This is a genomic window from Bacillus sp. JJ1562, from assembly GCF_036962705.1.
Classification (GTDB): Bacteria; Bacillota; Bacilli; order Bacillales; family Bacillaceae_L; genus Ferdinandcohnia.
In genome coordinates, this window is the sequence record NZ_JBALOQ010000017.1 from 140,255 (window position 1) to 154,875 (window position 14,621).

At 36.3% G+C, this 14,621-nt stretch carries 23 protein-coding genes; 4 read left to right on the top strand and 19 right to left on the bottom strand.

Annotated features, from left to right (window positions below):
* Nucleotides 1-245: 245 nt before the first annotated feature.
* From V7097_RS11405 to V7097_RS11470, 14 genes are all read right to left on the bottom strand, one after another.
* Nucleotides 246-647: a RusA family crossover junction endodeoxyribonuclease gene (locus V7097_RS11405; RefSeq protein ID WP_335703734.1), complete on the bottom strand. Its 402-nt coding sequence runs from the start codon at nucleotides 645-647 to the stop codon at nucleotides 246-248.
* Nucleotides 641-802 (bottom strand): DUF6011 domain-containing protein, encoded by a 162-nt coding sequence (locus V7097_RS11410; protein WP_335703735.1) that lies wholly within the window; start codon nucleotides 800-802, stop codon nucleotides 641-643. The genes V7097_RS11405 and V7097_RS11410 overlap by 7 nt, the downstream gene beginning before the upstream one ends.
* A 204-nt stretch (nucleotides 803-1,006) precedes the next feature.
* Nucleotides 1,007-1,183 (bottom strand): hypothetical protein, encoded by a 177-nt coding sequence (locus V7097_RS11415; protein ID WP_335703736.1) that lies wholly within the window; start codon nucleotides 1,181-1,183, stop codon nucleotides 1,007-1,009.
* A 227-nt stretch (nucleotides 1,184-1,410) separates the two neighbouring features.
* Nucleotides 1,411-1,605, bottom strand: a complete 195-nt coding sequence (locus tag V7097_RS11420; protein WP_335703737.1) for a Fur-regulated basic protein FbpA — start codon at nucleotides 1,603-1,605, stop codon at nucleotides 1,411-1,413.
* Between the two features lie 4 nt (nucleotides 1,606-1,609).
* Complete coding sequence (locus tag V7097_RS11425; RefSeq protein ID WP_335703738.1) at nucleotides 1,610-2,473, bottom strand: DnaD domain-containing protein; 864 nt, start codon at nucleotides 2,471-2,473, stop codon at nucleotides 1,610-1,612.
* Between the two features lie 9 nt (nucleotides 2,474-2,482).
* Nucleotides 2,483-2,662: a hypothetical protein gene (locus V7097_RS11430; RefSeq protein ID WP_335703739.1), complete on the bottom strand. Its 180-nt coding sequence runs from the start codon at nucleotides 2,660-2,662 to the stop codon at nucleotides 2,483-2,485.
* Nucleotides 2,649-3,353: an MBL fold metallo-hydrolase gene (locus V7097_RS11435; protein ID WP_335703740.1), complete on the bottom strand. Its 705-nt coding sequence runs from the start codon at nucleotides 3,351-3,353 to the stop codon at nucleotides 2,649-2,651. The genes V7097_RS11430 and V7097_RS11435 overlap by 14 nt, the downstream gene beginning before the upstream one ends.
* Nucleotides 3,353-4,249: a recombinase RecT gene (locus V7097_RS11440; protein ID WP_335703741.1), complete on the bottom strand. Its 897-nt coding sequence runs from the start codon at nucleotides 4,247-4,249 to the stop codon at nucleotides 3,353-3,355. Before V7097_RS11440 ends, V7097_RS11435 begins: the two co-directional genes overlap by 1 nt.
* A gap of 2 nt (nucleotides 4,250-4,251) precedes the next feature.
* Entirely contained in the window at nucleotides 4,252-6,237 is a 1,986-nt protein-coding gene (locus V7097_RS11445; RefSeq protein WP_335703742.1) for an AAA family ATPase, read from the bottom strand.
* On the bottom strand, nucleotides 6,234-6,401 hold the full coding sequence (locus V7097_RS11450; protein WP_335703743.1) for a hypothetical protein: 168 nt from the start codon (nucleotides 6,399-6,401) through the stop codon (nucleotides 6,234-6,236). Before V7097_RS11450 ends, V7097_RS11445 begins: the two co-directional genes overlap by 4 nt.
* A 483-nt stretch (nucleotides 6,402-6,884) precedes the next feature.
* Nucleotides 6,885-7,148: a helix-turn-helix domain-containing protein gene (locus tag V7097_RS11455; protein ID WP_335703744.1), complete on the bottom strand. Its 264-nt coding sequence runs from the start codon at nucleotides 7,146-7,148 to the stop codon at nucleotides 6,885-6,887.
* An 85-nt stretch (nucleotides 7,149-7,233) separates the two neighbouring features.
* A complete protein-coding gene (locus V7097_RS11460) occupies nucleotides 7,234-7,935 on the bottom strand; it encodes an ORF6N domain-containing protein (RefSeq protein WP_335703745.1) in 702 nt (233 codons plus the stop codon).
* Entirely contained in the window at nucleotides 7,932-8,123 is a 192-nt protein-coding gene (locus V7097_RS11465; protein ID WP_335703746.1) for a helix-turn-helix domain-containing protein, read from the bottom strand. Before V7097_RS11465 ends, V7097_RS11460 begins: the two co-directional genes overlap by 4 nt.
* 13 nt (nucleotides 8,124-8,136) lie before the next feature.
* Nucleotides 8,137-8,367 (bottom strand): helix-turn-helix transcriptional regulator, encoded by a 231-nt coding sequence (locus V7097_RS11470; protein ID WP_335703747.1) that lies wholly within the window; start codon nucleotides 8,365-8,367, stop codon nucleotides 8,137-8,139.
* A 162-nt stretch (nucleotides 8,368-8,529) separates the two neighbouring features.
* On the opposite strand from V7097_RS11470, the gene V7097_RS11475 reads away from it, so the two are divergent.
* The 4 genes from V7097_RS11475 to V7097_RS11490 all read left to right on the top strand — a co-directional run bounded on the left by V7097_RS11475 (nucleotide 8,530) and on the right by V7097_RS11490 (nucleotide 11,496).
* Nucleotides 8,530-8,976, top strand: coding sequence for a helix-turn-helix domain-containing protein (locus V7097_RS11475; RefSeq protein ID WP_335703748.1), 447 nt, complete (start codon nucleotides 8,530-8,532; stop codon nucleotides 8,974-8,976).
* A 19-nt stretch (nucleotides 8,977-8,995) separates the two neighbouring features.
* On the top strand, nucleotides 8,996-9,430 hold the full coding sequence (locus tag V7097_RS11480; RefSeq protein WP_335703749.1) for an ImmA/IrrE family metallo-endopeptidase: 435 nt from the start codon (nucleotides 8,996-8,998) through the stop codon (nucleotides 9,428-9,430).
* A 58-nt stretch (nucleotides 9,431-9,488) separates the two neighbouring features.
* Entirely contained in the window at nucleotides 9,489-10,259 is a 771-nt protein-coding gene (locus tag V7097_RS11485; protein ID WP_335703750.1) for an SHOCT domain-containing protein, read from the top strand.
* 67 nt (nucleotides 10,260-10,326) lie between these two features.
* Nucleotides 10,327-11,496 (top strand): tyrosine-type recombinase/integrase, encoded by a 1,170-nt coding sequence (locus tag V7097_RS11490; protein ID WP_335703751.1) that lies wholly within the window; start codon nucleotides 10,327-10,329, stop codon nucleotides 11,494-11,496.
* 270 nt (nucleotides 11,497-11,766) lie between these two features.
* Here the strand turns inward: V7097_RS11490 and V7097_RS11495 are convergent, their stop codons facing one another.
* From V7097_RS11495 to V7097_RS11515, 5 genes are all read right to left on the bottom strand, one after another.
* Nucleotides 11,767-11,895, bottom strand: coding sequence for a hypothetical protein (locus V7097_RS11495; protein WP_335703752.1), 129 nt, complete (start codon nucleotides 11,893-11,895; stop codon nucleotides 11,767-11,769).
* Nucleotides 11,896-11,958: 63 nt separating this feature from the next.
* Complete coding sequence (locus V7097_RS11500; protein ID WP_335703753.1) at nucleotides 11,959-12,333, bottom strand: VOC family protein; 375 nt, start codon at nucleotides 12,331-12,333, stop codon at nucleotides 11,959-11,961.
* 93 nt (nucleotides 12,334-12,426) lie between these two features.
* Nucleotides 12,427-12,849: a DUF1801 domain-containing protein gene (locus V7097_RS11505; RefSeq protein ID WP_335703754.1), complete on the bottom strand. Its 423-nt coding sequence runs from the start codon at nucleotides 12,847-12,849 to the stop codon at nucleotides 12,427-12,429.
* 208 nt (nucleotides 12,850-13,057) lie between these two features.
* A complete protein-coding gene (locus tag V7097_RS11510; protein ID WP_335703755.1) occupies nucleotides 13,058-14,041 on the bottom strand; it encodes a nuclease-related domain-containing protein in 984 nt (327 codons plus the stop codon).
* Nucleotides 14,042-14,243: 202 nt separating this feature from the next.
* Nucleotides 14,244-14,597 carry a DUF4181 domain-containing protein gene (locus V7097_RS11515; RefSeq protein WP_335703756.1) on the bottom strand — a complete coding sequence of 118 codons (354 nt, stop codon included), beginning with the start codon at nucleotides 14,595-14,597 and terminating at the stop codon, nucleotides 14,244-14,246.
* Nucleotides 14,598-14,621: the final 24 nt, after the last annotated feature.

The window sequence follows — 14,621 nt, forward strand, 5'->3', positions numbered from 1 at the left end:
TTGTAAAAGGCACATACAGCAAACTTCCTTTCTTTTTTATTCAAAACTTTAGTAAACTTAATAATTCTAGAGTTTTTTATTAATCATCATCGGGATAGCCGTATTCCGGGTCTATATGCTCATCATCAATATCTCCTGAACAAGGCCCTAATCATGCATTTTTGATAAGCTATTCATCACCATTTTATTTAAGTCCATCATCCATTCCTCCGATCATTTTTTAGAAAACATTATACATATAATGTTTAATTAGCTTTTCGGACATATACCTCAATCATAGGCTTGGTCCCGTAAATTTTATAAGATTTAACAACAGCTACTTGATTGTCATCTGTCCATATGAGTCCATTCATAGAATCGAAAAGACCCTTTACAAGATTATCGATATCCGGCTTCTTACAATGCCATTCGCCAATTGACTCTAATTTCTTTTTCTTGCTCCAACTCTGAGGAATCGGCATTGTAAACCATACCGTTACTTCCAGTGGACCTGTTAAGAGCTCCATTCGCTTTACCTTGCTTAACACATGCATCTGAATTAACTTTTTATAAGTTAGGTACCGCTGGGCGTTAGGCTTGATGTATTTCCCTCGCCCTGTCATTCTAACCGCGCCCATCGGCACAACCGGTATTGCTACTTTTAGCATCCTCTTAACACCAGAACTGTTTCTTCCACGAATTGCAGCTGACCTTTTGGCGGTTTATTCTCACGTTCTTTTTGTTTCTTAGCACATACAGGACCCATACCGCGTTCAATACTCTTTTTGCTTTTTAATGGTTTATTGCAAATTGGACAGATCATTTGGTTACCTCCTTTGTTTCGTACTGTACCTTTAATGAATCTTTTATCATTCTCTGACGTATATATATAAAACTAACGATTGGAGCTGAAAAAATGGATTTGATTTTATGGATTACTATTTTATCAGGTACTTTTATCGCAATTTTTGCCGCTAATAGCAAAAGAAAAAAGAAAAAATGAAACTCCTTTACTTCACAGTTTGCTTCAAAACCAAACGTTTTTAGCTTTGGCAGTATCAACTTCACGAAACTGAACAAGCGCTAATTTATAAGACAGCTCTCTATCACTACAGGCAGCTAGATCTACTCCACCAATCTCTTTATTTCCTTTTTCCTCCAACTGGGAAACTAATAATTCTCGTTTAGTTAGATTAATAAACAACTAGCTCACCGTCCTTTTCATTTTTACCATGTGAAAAACATGGTCTTCAGTACCTAGAAAATCCTTTTTATACGCTTGATAATTGGCTTTTCTGTACTTAAAGAGCTTCGTTGTTGTTTTAACTGAGGTGATAGGGGCCGCACATTCATAGCCCCTCTCTTCTAGCTCCTGCACCCTTTTGACTAAAGAATGTATGTCCCAATCTTTGAGAACTGTAGTTTGCTCTCTCATTCTCCATGTACCATGTCCCTGCCGAATTGACACTTGACCTTAATGTGAATGTTTTCAAGTTCCGTTAACGTTAATTCATAAAGCTGTTTCCCCTCAGGCGTTTTAAAATAGCCGTATTTCATTAACTCAGCTTTTAAAACGTCTTTTCTTTGCTCAACTGCTTGTGAGAGCTGTGTTGCTTGTAAATCCATGTCATCACCCGTTCTCGTATTTTTTCAAACGCTCTTCCAATAATGCTTTCTTTTTTTCGAACATTGCTTTTTTTTCTTCGAAAGAGAGTGTATTTTCCTCAGACCGCTTGGTTTCTTGATCTTCCTTGTTTTCCATCCATGCCGGCACCAATTCTTTTCTAACTGGCTTTCTTGAGTAGGCGGTGCCCTTCCTAGACTTATTTTCACGATAAGCCAGCTGGTCTGCTTTTACCTGCTCAACTGTTTTCAACCCTTTTTTAGACCAATCTCTAAGGATTGATTCAACGTACTTCCAAGTTCTAACACCTTGTTCAATTGCTATTTTCATAGCTTCAATTACAAGGAGTTCGGATAGATCGTCAATCCATAGACTGATATTTTCTGAGATATGAGGACTAATCAATCCAAAACCATTCTCTTCAAAAAATCGAAATGGATTTTGATGCGCGCCTTCTTCATCTTGTTTTATGTTTTGTTTAGTTTTGTTTAGTTTATTTAATGCGGAACTATCTCCGGCACTACCTCCGGAACGACCCCCGGCACTATCCCCGGCACTATCTGCGGAATTTATTTCCGTAGCTTCATTTGAGAAGAAGGAAATAACCTTGTAAATTGGTGCTCTTCCACCTTTTCTAGAAACAAAATCAATCCTGTTTTTCTGCTTGAGTTCATTTCTGACCTTTCGAAGAGTTCTATCTGTTAATCCTGTTTTTACACATAACACCGATTCAGCTACCGTAAATGTTTCAGCCCATGCAGCCTTATTATTTATGTGCATCAATGCGTACCATAAGTTAATTGCTGATGGAGACAGTTCATTTATTTCGAGCCAATCATAGAATGCGTTTAACTCTTTGATGTAGTTCAAAAGGTCACCTCATTTCCTTTTACAGATTGCTTTCATGCCATCTATTTTCACTAATTCCAACTCTGGATAACTCGCTTTAATATATCCTTGAACATATGCTTTGAATTTCAAACCTCTTTCACTCATACCCTCGGTCATCAATACATAACACTGAGGGATGGTTACCTCTACATCATCATCCTGGTACATAAACAACTTTCCCTGTGAGCTCCATTATTTCTCTCTTGAATCCTGCTTCATCACTGTTGTTGTCACTTAAATGGAGCAACCAAATTTCTTGTACTTGTGATAGATCGTTAGCCTTTAAAAAGTCTTTTACATTTTCTAAACTGAAATGAGACTGCATTAACCGATTTTTCATTACTTTAGGAACCCTGCCAGCTATAATGTTTTCTTTCAATATTTCCATGGAATAATTGCACTCCACCATGATGTGGGTTAGTCCTGGAAACTTATAACGGATGTAGTATGTATCCGTGGCGAAAAGTAGCTTCTCTCCGTTTTGGTTTGCTAACAAGAAACCGTATGGCTCCGATACATCGTGTTGTACATCAAAGGGTAATATAGTCCAGGTACCAACTTGAAACTGTTTTTTAGCATCTGCTAGGTTGATTCTGTGATGGTGAATACCTATAGCTTCAATCGTTCCTTTTGATGCGTATACGTTGATTCCTGCCTTCAAAACATCCTTAATTGATTTACAATGATCACCGTGCTCATGAGTGATAAGACACCCAGCAACCTCTGACATTCTAAAATTCAATGCCTTTTGTATTTCTCGATAGTTTATCCCGCATTCTAGGAGAAGGGGCGTGATGCCATCTGTAACCTTGTAGCAATTCCCCTTCGAACTAGATGCAAGTGCTGTAATTTCAATCATTAGAAATTTGGTCCTTCAGAACCTGTTTGTTGAAAATTCATTTGTTGCTGCTGTGTTTCCGTTTCGATTACTTCAGAAGGTGGATCTTCTTTTTCTTCGAATTCAATGTCAATTACCTCAGAATTCGCATTTACTTCAATTTGTTTCTGAACCTCAGCTTCTGGAGTCACATCTACACGATCATTGTCATACTCGTTTTCCGTTGAATTATTAATTGCTTCTACAAGTAGATCACTGTCATCACTTGTATTAATGAAGGCTTTAGCAGCACGATTGATAACTGTACGTTTCGCCATTTCTTGAGGGAATTTTTGGTGCACCGTCTGCTGCTTGGACTTTGACTGATCCCAAGCTGCTTCAATTTCTTTTCTGGTCATAACTGTGAGTATTTCTTCGTCTTCGTTGGTTTTAACAACTGTATAAGCGCCTAAAATTTTGTTATCTCGGTTTTGGAACTTTGTATCATGCTTCAACAGTTTTTCACGACCACCAACAATCTCATAATCGAAAACATCACCTTCAAAAATCACGTTTGCCCAAATATCCTTAACATTCGTAAGTCGCTTAAGTACCGCCTGTGTCCCAAAATATGAACGATTAAGCTGTAACTGATTTCCGTAAACAATGAAGTAGCATTGTGTCTTAGCTGGACTTAAACCTTGGACAACCATGTCTAGCAAAGAGTTAGCCACAGACTCTCTTGTACAAACTTCAAGCGCCGGTTTTCCATTGCGATCTTTAACCTCTTGAAGCTTGAAAAATGCACTTTTTAAAGCGTTGCTAGCGTTATAATTTGCTGGTAATTGCAAACCATCATTTTGTAATCTAGACAGACTTTTATTCACATCATCTGTTATGTCCTTTTGGATAATTGCTACTTGGTTTTTATTACTCATAATTATACAGCCTCCCTATTCAGTTGTTTTGGACTTTCGACCCTTAATACCTTGTCCTTTTCTGACACGACAAGGGATATAACTTGCGCATCCACATCAATTAGTTTTGTAACAGCTTCGGAGTTATCGACAAAGATTGGTGCCATAAATCCATAATGCTCTGATAATGTATTAATAATGTCTAAGCCGACATTGATTTTTGCTGCATTGTTCAATCCGGAACCGTATGGAACCCCGTTATATAACGTTTCACAAACCTCTTGGAGTCCACCGTTTATCTGTGTCTCGAATAGCTTAAACCTTGCATATTTGAACTTGCTGTTGATTTTATCTTCCAAAAGATTAACTTTTGTTCGGATGAATTCTTCTGTTAAGTACAATTCGTGTTCGAGTTTTTCAAATTCCTCAGCAAGTTTTTCTTCTTGCTCCTGCAGCTCACTAATTCTCTTTACTGCCAGTTCATTCTGGCCGAACTTAGCAAGCTCTTTTTGTAGATCATCACGCTCCTGTTTAAGCTGATAAATAGCCATTTGAATATCTTGGATTGATTCATCAGCGGAAAGCTTAAGTTCGTTCATTTGTTTCATTAGCTGTTGCTTTTCATTCAGTTTTGAAACGTAAACGGGATTTTCAGTAATATCTACAATCGTGCTTTCAAGGGTCAGTAACTGTTCTTGTAGAATTTCAACAACCTTTTGCTTCTCAGTGATATAGACCTTAGTGTTGTCGTATTCATTTAATAATTTTTCATTTGCAGCAAGAATTTCTTCTTTGCGTAATTTACCTTGCTGACCTCTTTTATTAATGTTTTCAAGCTTTGTAGATTTTTCTAAGTTGAATTGTGATAAAGCTTTATCTCTTGCAGCTGTCACTTGTTCCTCTGGGAGGTCTTGTCCACAAGTTGGGCATGAGCAATCATCTTTATGAACAAAAATTGAACTATCCACTACAGTCCATTCTTCACGTAATTTAACCAGTTCCTCTTCAATACGATTAATGTTGTCATCGTTATAACGCTTGTTATTTTTGATATTTTCAAGCCTTGAATTAAGAAGAGAAACATTGGAGTTTTCTTCTTGTATTTTTGCTTTTAAGCGATATACATCATCCTTGGATCCGGCTTCATGCTCTTGCTTAATCCTTAGTAACTCGATTTCTATTTCTTGGATTTCTCGTTGTTTTTGGGAAATGGCATTACCGTTTCGAATATTATTAATCAGTGTCATTTCTCCATCAATTTCACTGTTTATACGATTGATTTCCGCTTCAAGCTTTTCTCGCTCGATACCTGTTAAATCAGGTAGACTGCGATGTAATTCATCAATTCGAACTGGAATTTTTTCTAATTCCTTGTTGATTTCAGTTCGGCGAGCTGCAATCACTTTGCGATGGTTTTCAATCGAACGACCATTTAATACATCCATCAATTTAGCCAGGTCTTTATTGCTTGCAATAACCTCTTCATCCGCAATGTCACCGGAGATATCAAGCAATACTTTTCGGCGGTCTTGCCATTTAAGTTGCTCGTTGAAGTATGATGGCGAGGTTAAAAGTTTAAAAACATCCTCATTAATCAACCCAGATATTAATTCGTCATACTCTTTTTTCTTAGCTGGTATCCCATCGATAAAGTAATCTGTTGTATGGCCAGAGAACTCTTGATGAATAGAACCTCTCTTTTTTGTCCACTTTTCCGAATAAGACTTTTTAAGAGTTAATTCATTTCCATCAACGAAAAAGATTGCTTCTACTTGGTGATCAAGATGGTGTAATACCTTCCCTGCCTTGTCCAAGGTTTTAATTGCAAAATCCTTTTTGTTATTAGAATCTTTATCGAACAACAACCATACAAATCCATCAAAGATTGTTGTCTTTCCAGTGGCATTATCACCGAAGACTTTTACGTTCTCGCCACGAGTATCTAAAACAAAATTTTTAACACCCTTAAAATTAATTAGTGACAGCTGCAACAATGCAATGATTTTCATGCAGTTACCTCCCTCTTCTTCCCAAGTTCAATATATTTGTTAAATTGGTCCTTATTTTTAAACTGAAATACTGGTGTGCCATTAGGTTTAATATTGATATGACCGCCAGCTTTTGTAAGTCGCATTTGGTCAAACTGCGAACCGCTAAACCTTGTTTCAATCATGTTCTTTCCCTCCATTTGATTTTTGATAGGGAATCGATTAATATAAAAGTAAGTTAATTATCGAAATCCCCTTAAAGCTCACTCTTCCCAGTGGGCTTTTTGTTTTTTAAATGACCTAGAATAACTTGTCCTCCTTTGGCATATGATTAAAGTAAATGTGATAGGTGTGATTCACACCGTGATGATCAGGAATCGGTGGCATAAGGTGGAGGTTAAGGCCTTATGTATTCCTAGATCATCACGGCAAGAATCAAACTCTTGCCGAACATGCATTTGCATGTTACACTTAAATTAATTCAGAATCCTTTGTAAGGTCTCTAGCAGTAAGTTAAGTAGCAGCTTAGCTTACTGCTTTTCCTTTACCTCATTACTTTTGGCCCACTGTTCATCTGCCATTTTTCTCACCCTCCATTATCGAACCTAAAATATATCCAATTGCTAATGCGATAAATGTTGTACAAAACCAAAGAAATATCGTGTTCATTAAAACCCTCCTATGTAACCAGTTATTAATGTTGATAAACTTTGTATAATGCTAATACCATCCATGCCATACAGGAATGCGACTACTACTTCAGGCGCGTTTGTGACTTGAGCAATTTTCAGGAAGGTTGGCAAATCAGGTGTTTTGTGGTCATTTTCAAACTTTGAAACGTCTGATTGATTGATAAACAACTTCTCTGCCATTTCTTCCTGGCTTAATCCTGCTCTTTGTCGTAAAGCTCTAAATACTCCCCCAAACTCCACTTTATTTCACCCCCTCTCGTTTATTCCAGATTGGAATAGCATTGAAAAGGGTTTCTCTCTAAAATTAAAGTGAGCAGTCATTTTCTTAGGAGACCTTTCTCGGAATCCAATTTTCTATATAACGGAGGGCTGATTGTAATTCTCTCCGTTTCACATCTTTGTAACTGGCGACTCCGAATCTATCTTTGATTTCACGATAGAGTTCCTTAAATAGCCTTGGTCTCTCGGCCGGATCATCACAGAGCTCATAAACTTTAGCGGCAACACCTTTTTGCAATCGTCTTTGTTCTCCATGGTCCAGTGTTATTTGTTCTTCAACTTTGTTATCGATTTGAGTTACCAGCTTTCTGATTTCATGCTGTTCTTCCCTAAGCGCTTGCGTATCTTCAACTAGATCAGCGGTAGTTCTCAGAACAGTAACCAGTGCCTGGTCTTTAGAAAGTGGAACAACATTTTCTTTGATTGTGTAGTAATCATCAACTAGAACTTCGTAAGAGTCCCATGCTTGGTCAGTGTTTAGTGATTTTGCATGCAGCCATGCACCTTTTTCTGTCCAAAGATATAAACGGTTAACATTCTGCGCGACTTCGATATTTTCGAAGTTGTTCTTAAAACTTTTTAATTCTTCACCTTGTAATAAAATGAAATGTTTACCTTGTTGATAACGCTCTTTATTGTTATTGAAATTTTGTTGAATCTTGATTGATTCAGTTCCATAAGCTTCTGCTAATTGAGCTGTTGTTAGGACCCGTTGTCCGCTAGATTGAATTGGTTTTAACTGATTCATTGAGCTACCTCCAAACTTCTTTGTTCTTGCTCTCTCATCCAGGCATCAATTGTTTCAATCGAAAAGAAGATTCTTCTTCTGACACGGATGTGAGGTATTTCCTTCTGACGAACCATGGTGTAGATCGTGTCTTTATGAACACCGATGTAATCTGCGACCTCTTCAGTGGTTAAGGTTTTCCTTTGCATCTAGAGCACCTCCTTAGGCAGTAATTACTTTACCCTTTTTGTGTAACTTTTTGTCAAAAAAAAGTTCGTTTACATCAACACCTAGAATTTCAGAAATTTGTTTAGCTTTTTCTAAACTTGGTTTCGTTCTTCCCATTTCGATATTGGCATATCCACTAGCATATTTATAACCAAGTTTTTTTGCCATAAATGTTTGAGACTTACCTTGTGATAAACGTACATCACGCAATTTATTAAGAGTCACTTTACCACCTCTCTTTACTCGTTTTGTGTAACCCTTGTACTCATCATAACTTACACAGAAAGAGTAAGTCAAGTATTATTTTATTCTTTTTGTGTAACTTTTTAGCTAATCTGTGTAAGTGTGATAAAATCGATTTAATATATAAAGATGAAGGTGTATCTAATGAATGATAAAACGCCAAAAATATTAGAGGATTTGCGAGAAAATAAAGGTTGGTCCAAAACGGAAGTTGCAAGAAGATTAGGTATAAAAACGGTTTCTACCTATGCGAACTGGGAATATGGTCTTAGGACACCAGATAAAGACATGCTGTCAAGGATATCTGATCTGTATGGTGTCACTACAGATTATTTAATTAACGGAAAAAAGATGGATACGGAGATATCCCCTAATCCATTGTCAGCCAAGGACGAAAAAGACATCGCAAAACGAATGGAACAGATCCGCAAAGACTTAACGAGCGAAGATGGACTTATGTTTAATGGCGAACCAATGAGCGAGGAAGCTGTTGAATCATTCCTTGAAGCAATGGAGTATGCCGTTCGTCAGACTCAAAGGATTAATAAAAAATACATTCCTAAGAAGTATAGAGACAACAAAGAAAACTAGGGATGCGGGGCGAAATTACTTGAGTTGGATTAAAGATGAAGTGAGCAGATTAGTAACTAAACATAGAACAAACAATCCTTTCGAAATTGCATCAAATAAAAACATTCATGTAATACCTTGGAATTTGCATGAAGAAATAAAAGGATTTTACAGGTATGATAAAAGAAATAAGTACATTTTTATCAACAACAACCTAGACGAAAAACCGCAACATTTTGTATGTGCCCATGAATTAGGACATGCTATTTTACATCCAAGAGCAAACACCCCGTTCCTTCGAGAAAAAACTTTATTTTCAATAGATAAGCTGGAGGTAGAAGCGAATACCTTTGCTGTAGAAATGCTACTTCAAGATGATCAACTTTATGAATATAAAGATACAAGTCTATCAATTAATGAAATTAGTGAAATTTTTGGTGTCCCAAAGGATTTGGCACACCTAAAAAATTTTTAGTTTTTTAATGGGTATTTAACCCAATTTATACATTTTTTTGAAACAGGGGGATAATATTATGGGTTTTTTCGATTTAAAAGCACCATGTGCTGTATGTGAAAAAGATGCAGGATTAAATCGTTATAGAATCGCTGATAAAAAGTGGATTTGTCCTAATTGCTACAAAGAAGCCGGTTTTAAACTAACTACCGATACTAGGAAACTGACTGTTGAGGATGTCCACGCTGCAATTCAAGATAAGAAAGAAAACGAAAAAGAGCTTGGTGTTTTTACTCCTACAAAAAAGATTGGAACCCTTGTTGAATTTGATGACAACCAGAAAAAATGGCTTGTATTGTCACCTGTACTTGGTAAAAGAGAGAAGTCAACCGTCTATAACTATAGTGATATTATCGACTTTGAACTTTTAGAAGATGGTGAATCTGTTGCGAGTGGCGGTCTAGGTAGAGCGTTAGTTGGTGGCGCGCTGTTCGGTGGTGCAGGGGCTATTGTAGGTGGAGTCACTGGTAAAAAGAGAACTAAGGGAGTATGTACGAGTTTAAAAATAAAAGTTACTGTAAATGACATGAATAATCCTGCTGTGTACATTACTTTTTTAAGCACAAAAACTAAAAAGGATGGGTTTATTTATAAGTCTATTTTTAACCATGCCCAAGAATGTTTATCTACTTTTCAATTAATCTGTGACAGGCAAAAAAACGAAACGAATAATAGTTCTACTTCCACTTCGAGTGCTGATAAAATAAGAAAGTTTAAGGAATTACTCGACGAAGGAATCATTACACAAGAGGAATTTGATATTAAGAAAAAGGAATTGTTAGGTATCTGACATCGCCCTATTAGGGCTTTTCTTTTAAAGTAATAATCGAACATACATTCTTTTAGGAGTGAGAATAATGGCAAACGTTGAATCTCGAGGAAAGGGAAGTTATCGTTTAAATGTAATCCTTGGATATGACGACAAAGGTGTGCCAATTAGGGAACGAAAAACAGTAAAGGCTAAAAATATGACTGAAGCAAAGAAAATGTTATCTATATTTGAAGCAGAGATCCTTACTGGAAATTATATAAAACCCGAAAATAAAACCCTGAAACAACTCTATGCGGAGTGGGATGAAAACATCACAGAAGACGATTTAGCTCCTAAAACTAAACAGAACTATATTAATATTTTAGAAAACCGAATACTACCAAAGTACGGAAATATGAAGATATCAGATGTTAAACCTATTCATGTGCTAAATTTCGTTAACAGCTTAAAAAAAGATGGAGCTAGATTAGACGGTAAGCCTGGTCCTTTATCAGCATCAAGTATAAACAACTGTTACAAAGCCTTTAATAGTGTCTTGAAATTTGCCAAGACTATGAAATGGATTTCTGAAAATCCTGCAGATGGTATCACAACTCCCACTGTTCAACAAACAGAGACAGAAATCTATGAACCTAAAGAATTAATGGTCCTTGTAAACAATATAAAAAACTTAGAGTTTAGATGGGAAGTATTAATTGCTATTGCTTTAACTTCGTCAGCTCGCCAAGGGGAGATTGCAGCATTAGAAGAAAAACATGTTGATTTCAAAAGAGGTGGTATTCATATTCATCAAGCCCTCACATTGAAGAAAGATATAGGAGTGGCATTGAAATCTACAAAAACGAAACAAAAACGGTTTGTATCGTTACCTAATGCTATTATGAACATGTTAGAAAAATTAATTGAGATTCGTAAAGAAGAAGTGTCAAAGGTTGGCGATTTACGAGTTTGGAAAGATCATTTGTTTCTGTTCGGTGATGTATTCGGCAAACCACTAAGACCGGACTCGATTAGTCAATGGTGGAGCCGTTTCATGGAAAGTGATCAGTTTAAAGAACTTGGATTGAAAAAGATTCGATTCCATGATTTACGACATTCCTCATTAACCTTTTTAAGTGCAAAAGGAATTCGTGCCAAGGCGGTGCAAAAACGAGCTGGCCATGCTAGAATAGGAACAACATTTGATATTTACGGACATACACTAATCGAGGAAGATCGGGAAGCTGCATCCCAGTTTGATGAGATGTTTGAATAAAGTATTGCTTGGGGTCGAATTGGGGTTGAAATTAATCATTTGGGGTCGGATTCACTCATATTCAATCCGACCCACTTTATAAAAAAGGCAATACAATAAGCTTTAAACATACACATTCAGATTGGAATCTTTAAAGGTATACAGCCTCCTAAGCTGTAGGTCGTAGGTTCGATTCCTATCTGGGACGCTATAGCATAGCCCCTCGATTTTGAGGGGCTATTTTTTTTGAGCAAAGAAAAAAGAGGCCTTAGGCCTCTACACATCCTTTGTTTACGTTTCTTTTTCAGCAAATGCTGATACTCCTTCAGGAATGACACGATCGATATCGAGATAGGGCTTTCCACGAAGCGCATCATTTGAAAAGATTTCAATACTTTCTTCTTTTGTATCCTTTGGCAAACTAAACACCTCCAACATTGGCAATTCTTACATTAGCCATATTGTGGGCAATCAGCTTGATGTTCATGCATTCTTCCATTCTAAAAATTCCAAGCGGTTCCCGAACGGGTCATGCGCGTAAAAGCGATTTGCACCTGGAAGGTTGTGGTCATCGATTACGTTCACGTTGTTGTTTTGAAGATGCTTTTTTAGGGCTTCCAGGTCCCCGATTTCAAACGCAGGATGCGCCTTTTTCGCGGGTACGAATGGTTCCTCAATGCCGATGTGAATTTGCACAAATCCATAGGCAAACCAAACTCCACCATTTTTACTTAGAGTCTCAGGTTTTTCAACTTCTTTGAAGCCTAAAATTTTACCGTAAAAGTAGCGCGCTTGGTCCTCGCTTCCTCTTGCCGCAGCAATCTGGATATGATCTATTGCTTTAATTGTGAATGTCATGTTAATCCCCCTCTTTGGTAAGATACTTTAATCGTACTTTATTTCAGGGGTTAACTAAATTTGGTTAATTTTATGTATTTACATAAGATTTGCTTATTCTTCTGGATATGTTTCTTTTAAAAACTTTATAGTTTGTGTGATGAACTCCTCTAAAACTTCAACATCAACATCCGCGATTTTATTGATATACACACAACCTTTTCCTGATGTATGTTTACCGAAATTTTCAAGTAACTCCTTGCGCTTTGTTTCACTAGTTGTAAAATACAAACTAATTTTCGCCTTGCGTGGTGAAAAACCAACAAGTGGCGCATCTCCCTCATGACCGGTGGCATATTTGTAATGGTATGAACCAAACCCAATAATGCTCGGCCCCCACATTTTTGCTGGGTACCCAGACATTTCTGTAAAAATATCTAATAGTTTATATGCGTCTTCTCTCTTTTTCAGGTTGTCGACTTTTTCAATGAATTCAATAACACTTGCGTCGTTTTCTTTTGTTTTTAATTCGTACATTATTTTGACCTCCTTGGTAGTAGTAGGATTGACATTAATTATTAATTCAAGACGTTGTGGGGAGATTCCTGCTTTTGTGAATTGCTTAAAACAGTGTTTGTGGATTTAAAACAGTACTTATTTATTATAAACAGTAAAATTCTATTAAAAACAGTACTTTTAAATTTAAAACAGTAAAGTAAAGATAATAATATATTCAGTAGAAAAGCTAGAAAATTCGCCAAGGATTATCCGGCAACTTATACACTCTATTACGAAAATTCCCCTCGTATTCTAGGTTTAAAGATAAAAGTATGTTTTTTGATGCCGTTATTGAGTCCATATCTAAAAATTCACGTAACTTTCTGTTCGTGATGGTGTTTCCAATTAGAAGATAATAGTCAATGATTGCATCTAGATAAGCAGTTTTAGTGGAATTTTGACATGAAGGGCAATACCATTTTCTTTGGATTCGCTTCATCGCAACGCTCCCACACTTTTTACATCGAACACCCATTATTAATTCATCCACAGAAATCTTATATTGTTCTAGAATGTTGACATCATGTGGAGTATGTTTCTTTAAGAGTAGTTTTGACATTTTTTGAAGTTGCGTCTTATCAAACTTTTCTTCCCGATTCCTCTTTTTAAATAACTCCATTTTTGAGAGAAAGCTTGGGCTTTTAATTACTTTTTGATAATGTTTGAAATCGGTGCTTGCTGAAATAATCGAATTTGGATTTGTGAAGACTACTAGGGTTTCAATAGGGATTGTGGAAAATTTGAGGGTTTCAAGGAGTTTATCAAGCTGTAATTGATGCCTGTTGATTTGTGCGACAGGGCAGTGATATGATTTTTTCAAATCTTTGTAGGTTTGGATTAATTGGTCAAACTTGCCATCAAAATATAATTCTCCTCTATAATTTTTTGCATCGATAATTAATAGGAATGTGGGACTAATTAAAAGTATGTCAAGTTCAAAAAAGTGCTCTCCGGAGATGTCTGGAAGACGAAGGTTGTTGAAGATAAAGTAATTATTTTCATTCAGAAAGGTCAAATAGTATTGTAAAGATTGTTCGCCACGGTAACCTGACATCCTTCGACCAAATTCATCGCTAAGTTCTTGATATTTTGGGTGAGATTCTGACAATCTTCCTATTAATGCTTCTAATTTTCTTAGTCTTAATGGTATTTCCAATTCTTTTTTGATCATTTGCATGCTCCTATGCCTTTTATATAAATCTTTTTTCTACAAAAATAGCAAAAAACCTTTAACCTAGAAAAAATAGTCTGAGATTTTGTTGAAGTAAATCATTTACTGTCGATAATTTTGTAATACTGTTTATATTCTAAAATTCACTGTTTATAATTACCAAACTCTGTTTTTAATTCATTTTTACTGTTTTTAGCCTTAATCACTCAAATATCCACCAGTATGCCACAGCAAATATCACCAATAATATAACCACTTCATACAGAAAAAGGATATATTGTTTCTTTTCTCGTTCATATTTCCAGTGCATGAATGCGCGGAACAAATTAATGATCGCGAAGAAACTAATCATATAAAGGAAAATATAATCCAAAGCAAACCAAATGCCTACAAAATAGACGACAAAAAGTGCTATTTCAATTAGAGTTTGGACTTTATTGACCGAACGTGCCCATCCGCTTCTTTTTTCGATATCAAACTTTCTTCGTAATAAGGCTTCGCCTGTCCATCCAATTAAAAATGTTACTAAAGCAAGAATAATCAATTTTAAAATCATCGTCTATACCCCCTGTCCTATTAT

Bases quoted from the DNA above. Each gene is read 5' to 3' on its own strand.
- V7097_RS11490 (WP_335703751.1), top strand. From the start codon at position 10,327: ATGGCAAACGTTGAATCTCGAGGAAAGGGAAGTTATCGTTTAAATGTA.
- V7097_RS11510 (WP_335703755.1), bottom strand. From the start codon at position 14,041: ATGATCAAAAAAGAATTGGAAATACCATTAAGACTAAGAAAATTAGAA.
- V7097_RS11445 (WP_335703742.1), bottom strand. From the start codon at position 6,237: ATGAAAATCATTGCATTGTTGCAGCTGTCACTAATTAATTTTAAGGGT.
- V7097_RS11515 (WP_335703756.1), bottom strand. From the start codon at position 14,597: ATGATTTTAAAATTGATTATTCTTGCTTTAGTAACATTTTTAATTGGA.
- V7097_RS11410 (WP_335703735.1), bottom strand. From the start codon at position 802: ATGATCTGTCCAATTTGCAATAAACCATTAAAAAGCAAAAAGAGTATT.
- V7097_RS11430 (WP_335703739.1), bottom strand. From the start codon at position 2,662: ATGTACCAGGATGATGATGTAGAGGTAACCATCCCTCAGTGTTATGTA.
- V7097_RS11405 (WP_335703734.1), bottom strand. From the start codon at position 647: ATGCTAAAAGTAGCAATACCGGTTGTGCCGATGGGCGCGGTTAGAATG.
- V7097_RS11505 (WP_335703754.1), bottom strand. From the start codon at position 12,849: ATGTACGAATTAAAAACAAAAGAAAACGACGCAAGTGTTATTGAATTC.
- V7097_RS11420 (WP_335703737.1), bottom strand. From the start codon at position 1,605: ATGGATTTACAAGCAACACAGCTCTCACAAGCAGTTGAGCAAAGAAAA.
- V7097_RS11465 (WP_335703746.1), bottom strand. From the start codon at position 8,123: ATGCAAAGGAAAACCTTAACCACTGAAGAGGTCGCAGATTACATCGGT.
- V7097_RS11500 (WP_335703753.1), bottom strand. From the start codon at position 12,333: ATGACATTCACAATTAAAGCAATAGATCATATCCAGATTGCTGCGGCA.
- V7097_RS11475 (WP_335703748.1), top strand. From the start codon at position 8,530: ATGAATGATAAAACGCCAAAAATATTAGAGGATTTGCGAGAAAATAAA.
- V7097_RS11460 (WP_335703745.1), bottom strand. From the start codon at position 7,935: ATGAATCAGTTAAAACCAATTCAATCTAGCGGACAACGGGTCCTAACA.
- V7097_RS11485 (WP_335703750.1), top strand. From the start codon at position 9,489: ATGGGTTTTTTCGATTTAAAAGCACCATGTGCTGTATGTGAAAAAGAT.
- V7097_RS11435 (WP_335703740.1), bottom strand. From the start codon at position 3,353: ATGATTGAAATTACAGCACTTGCATCTAGTTCGAAGGGGAATTGCTAC.
- V7097_RS11450 (WP_335703743.1), bottom strand. From the start codon at position 6,401: ATGATTGAAACAAGGTTTAGCGGTTCGCAGTTTGACCAAATGCGACTT.
- V7097_RS11440 (WP_335703741.1), bottom strand. From the start codon at position 4,249: ATGAGTAATAAAAACCAAGTAGCAATTATCCAAAAGGACATAACAGAT.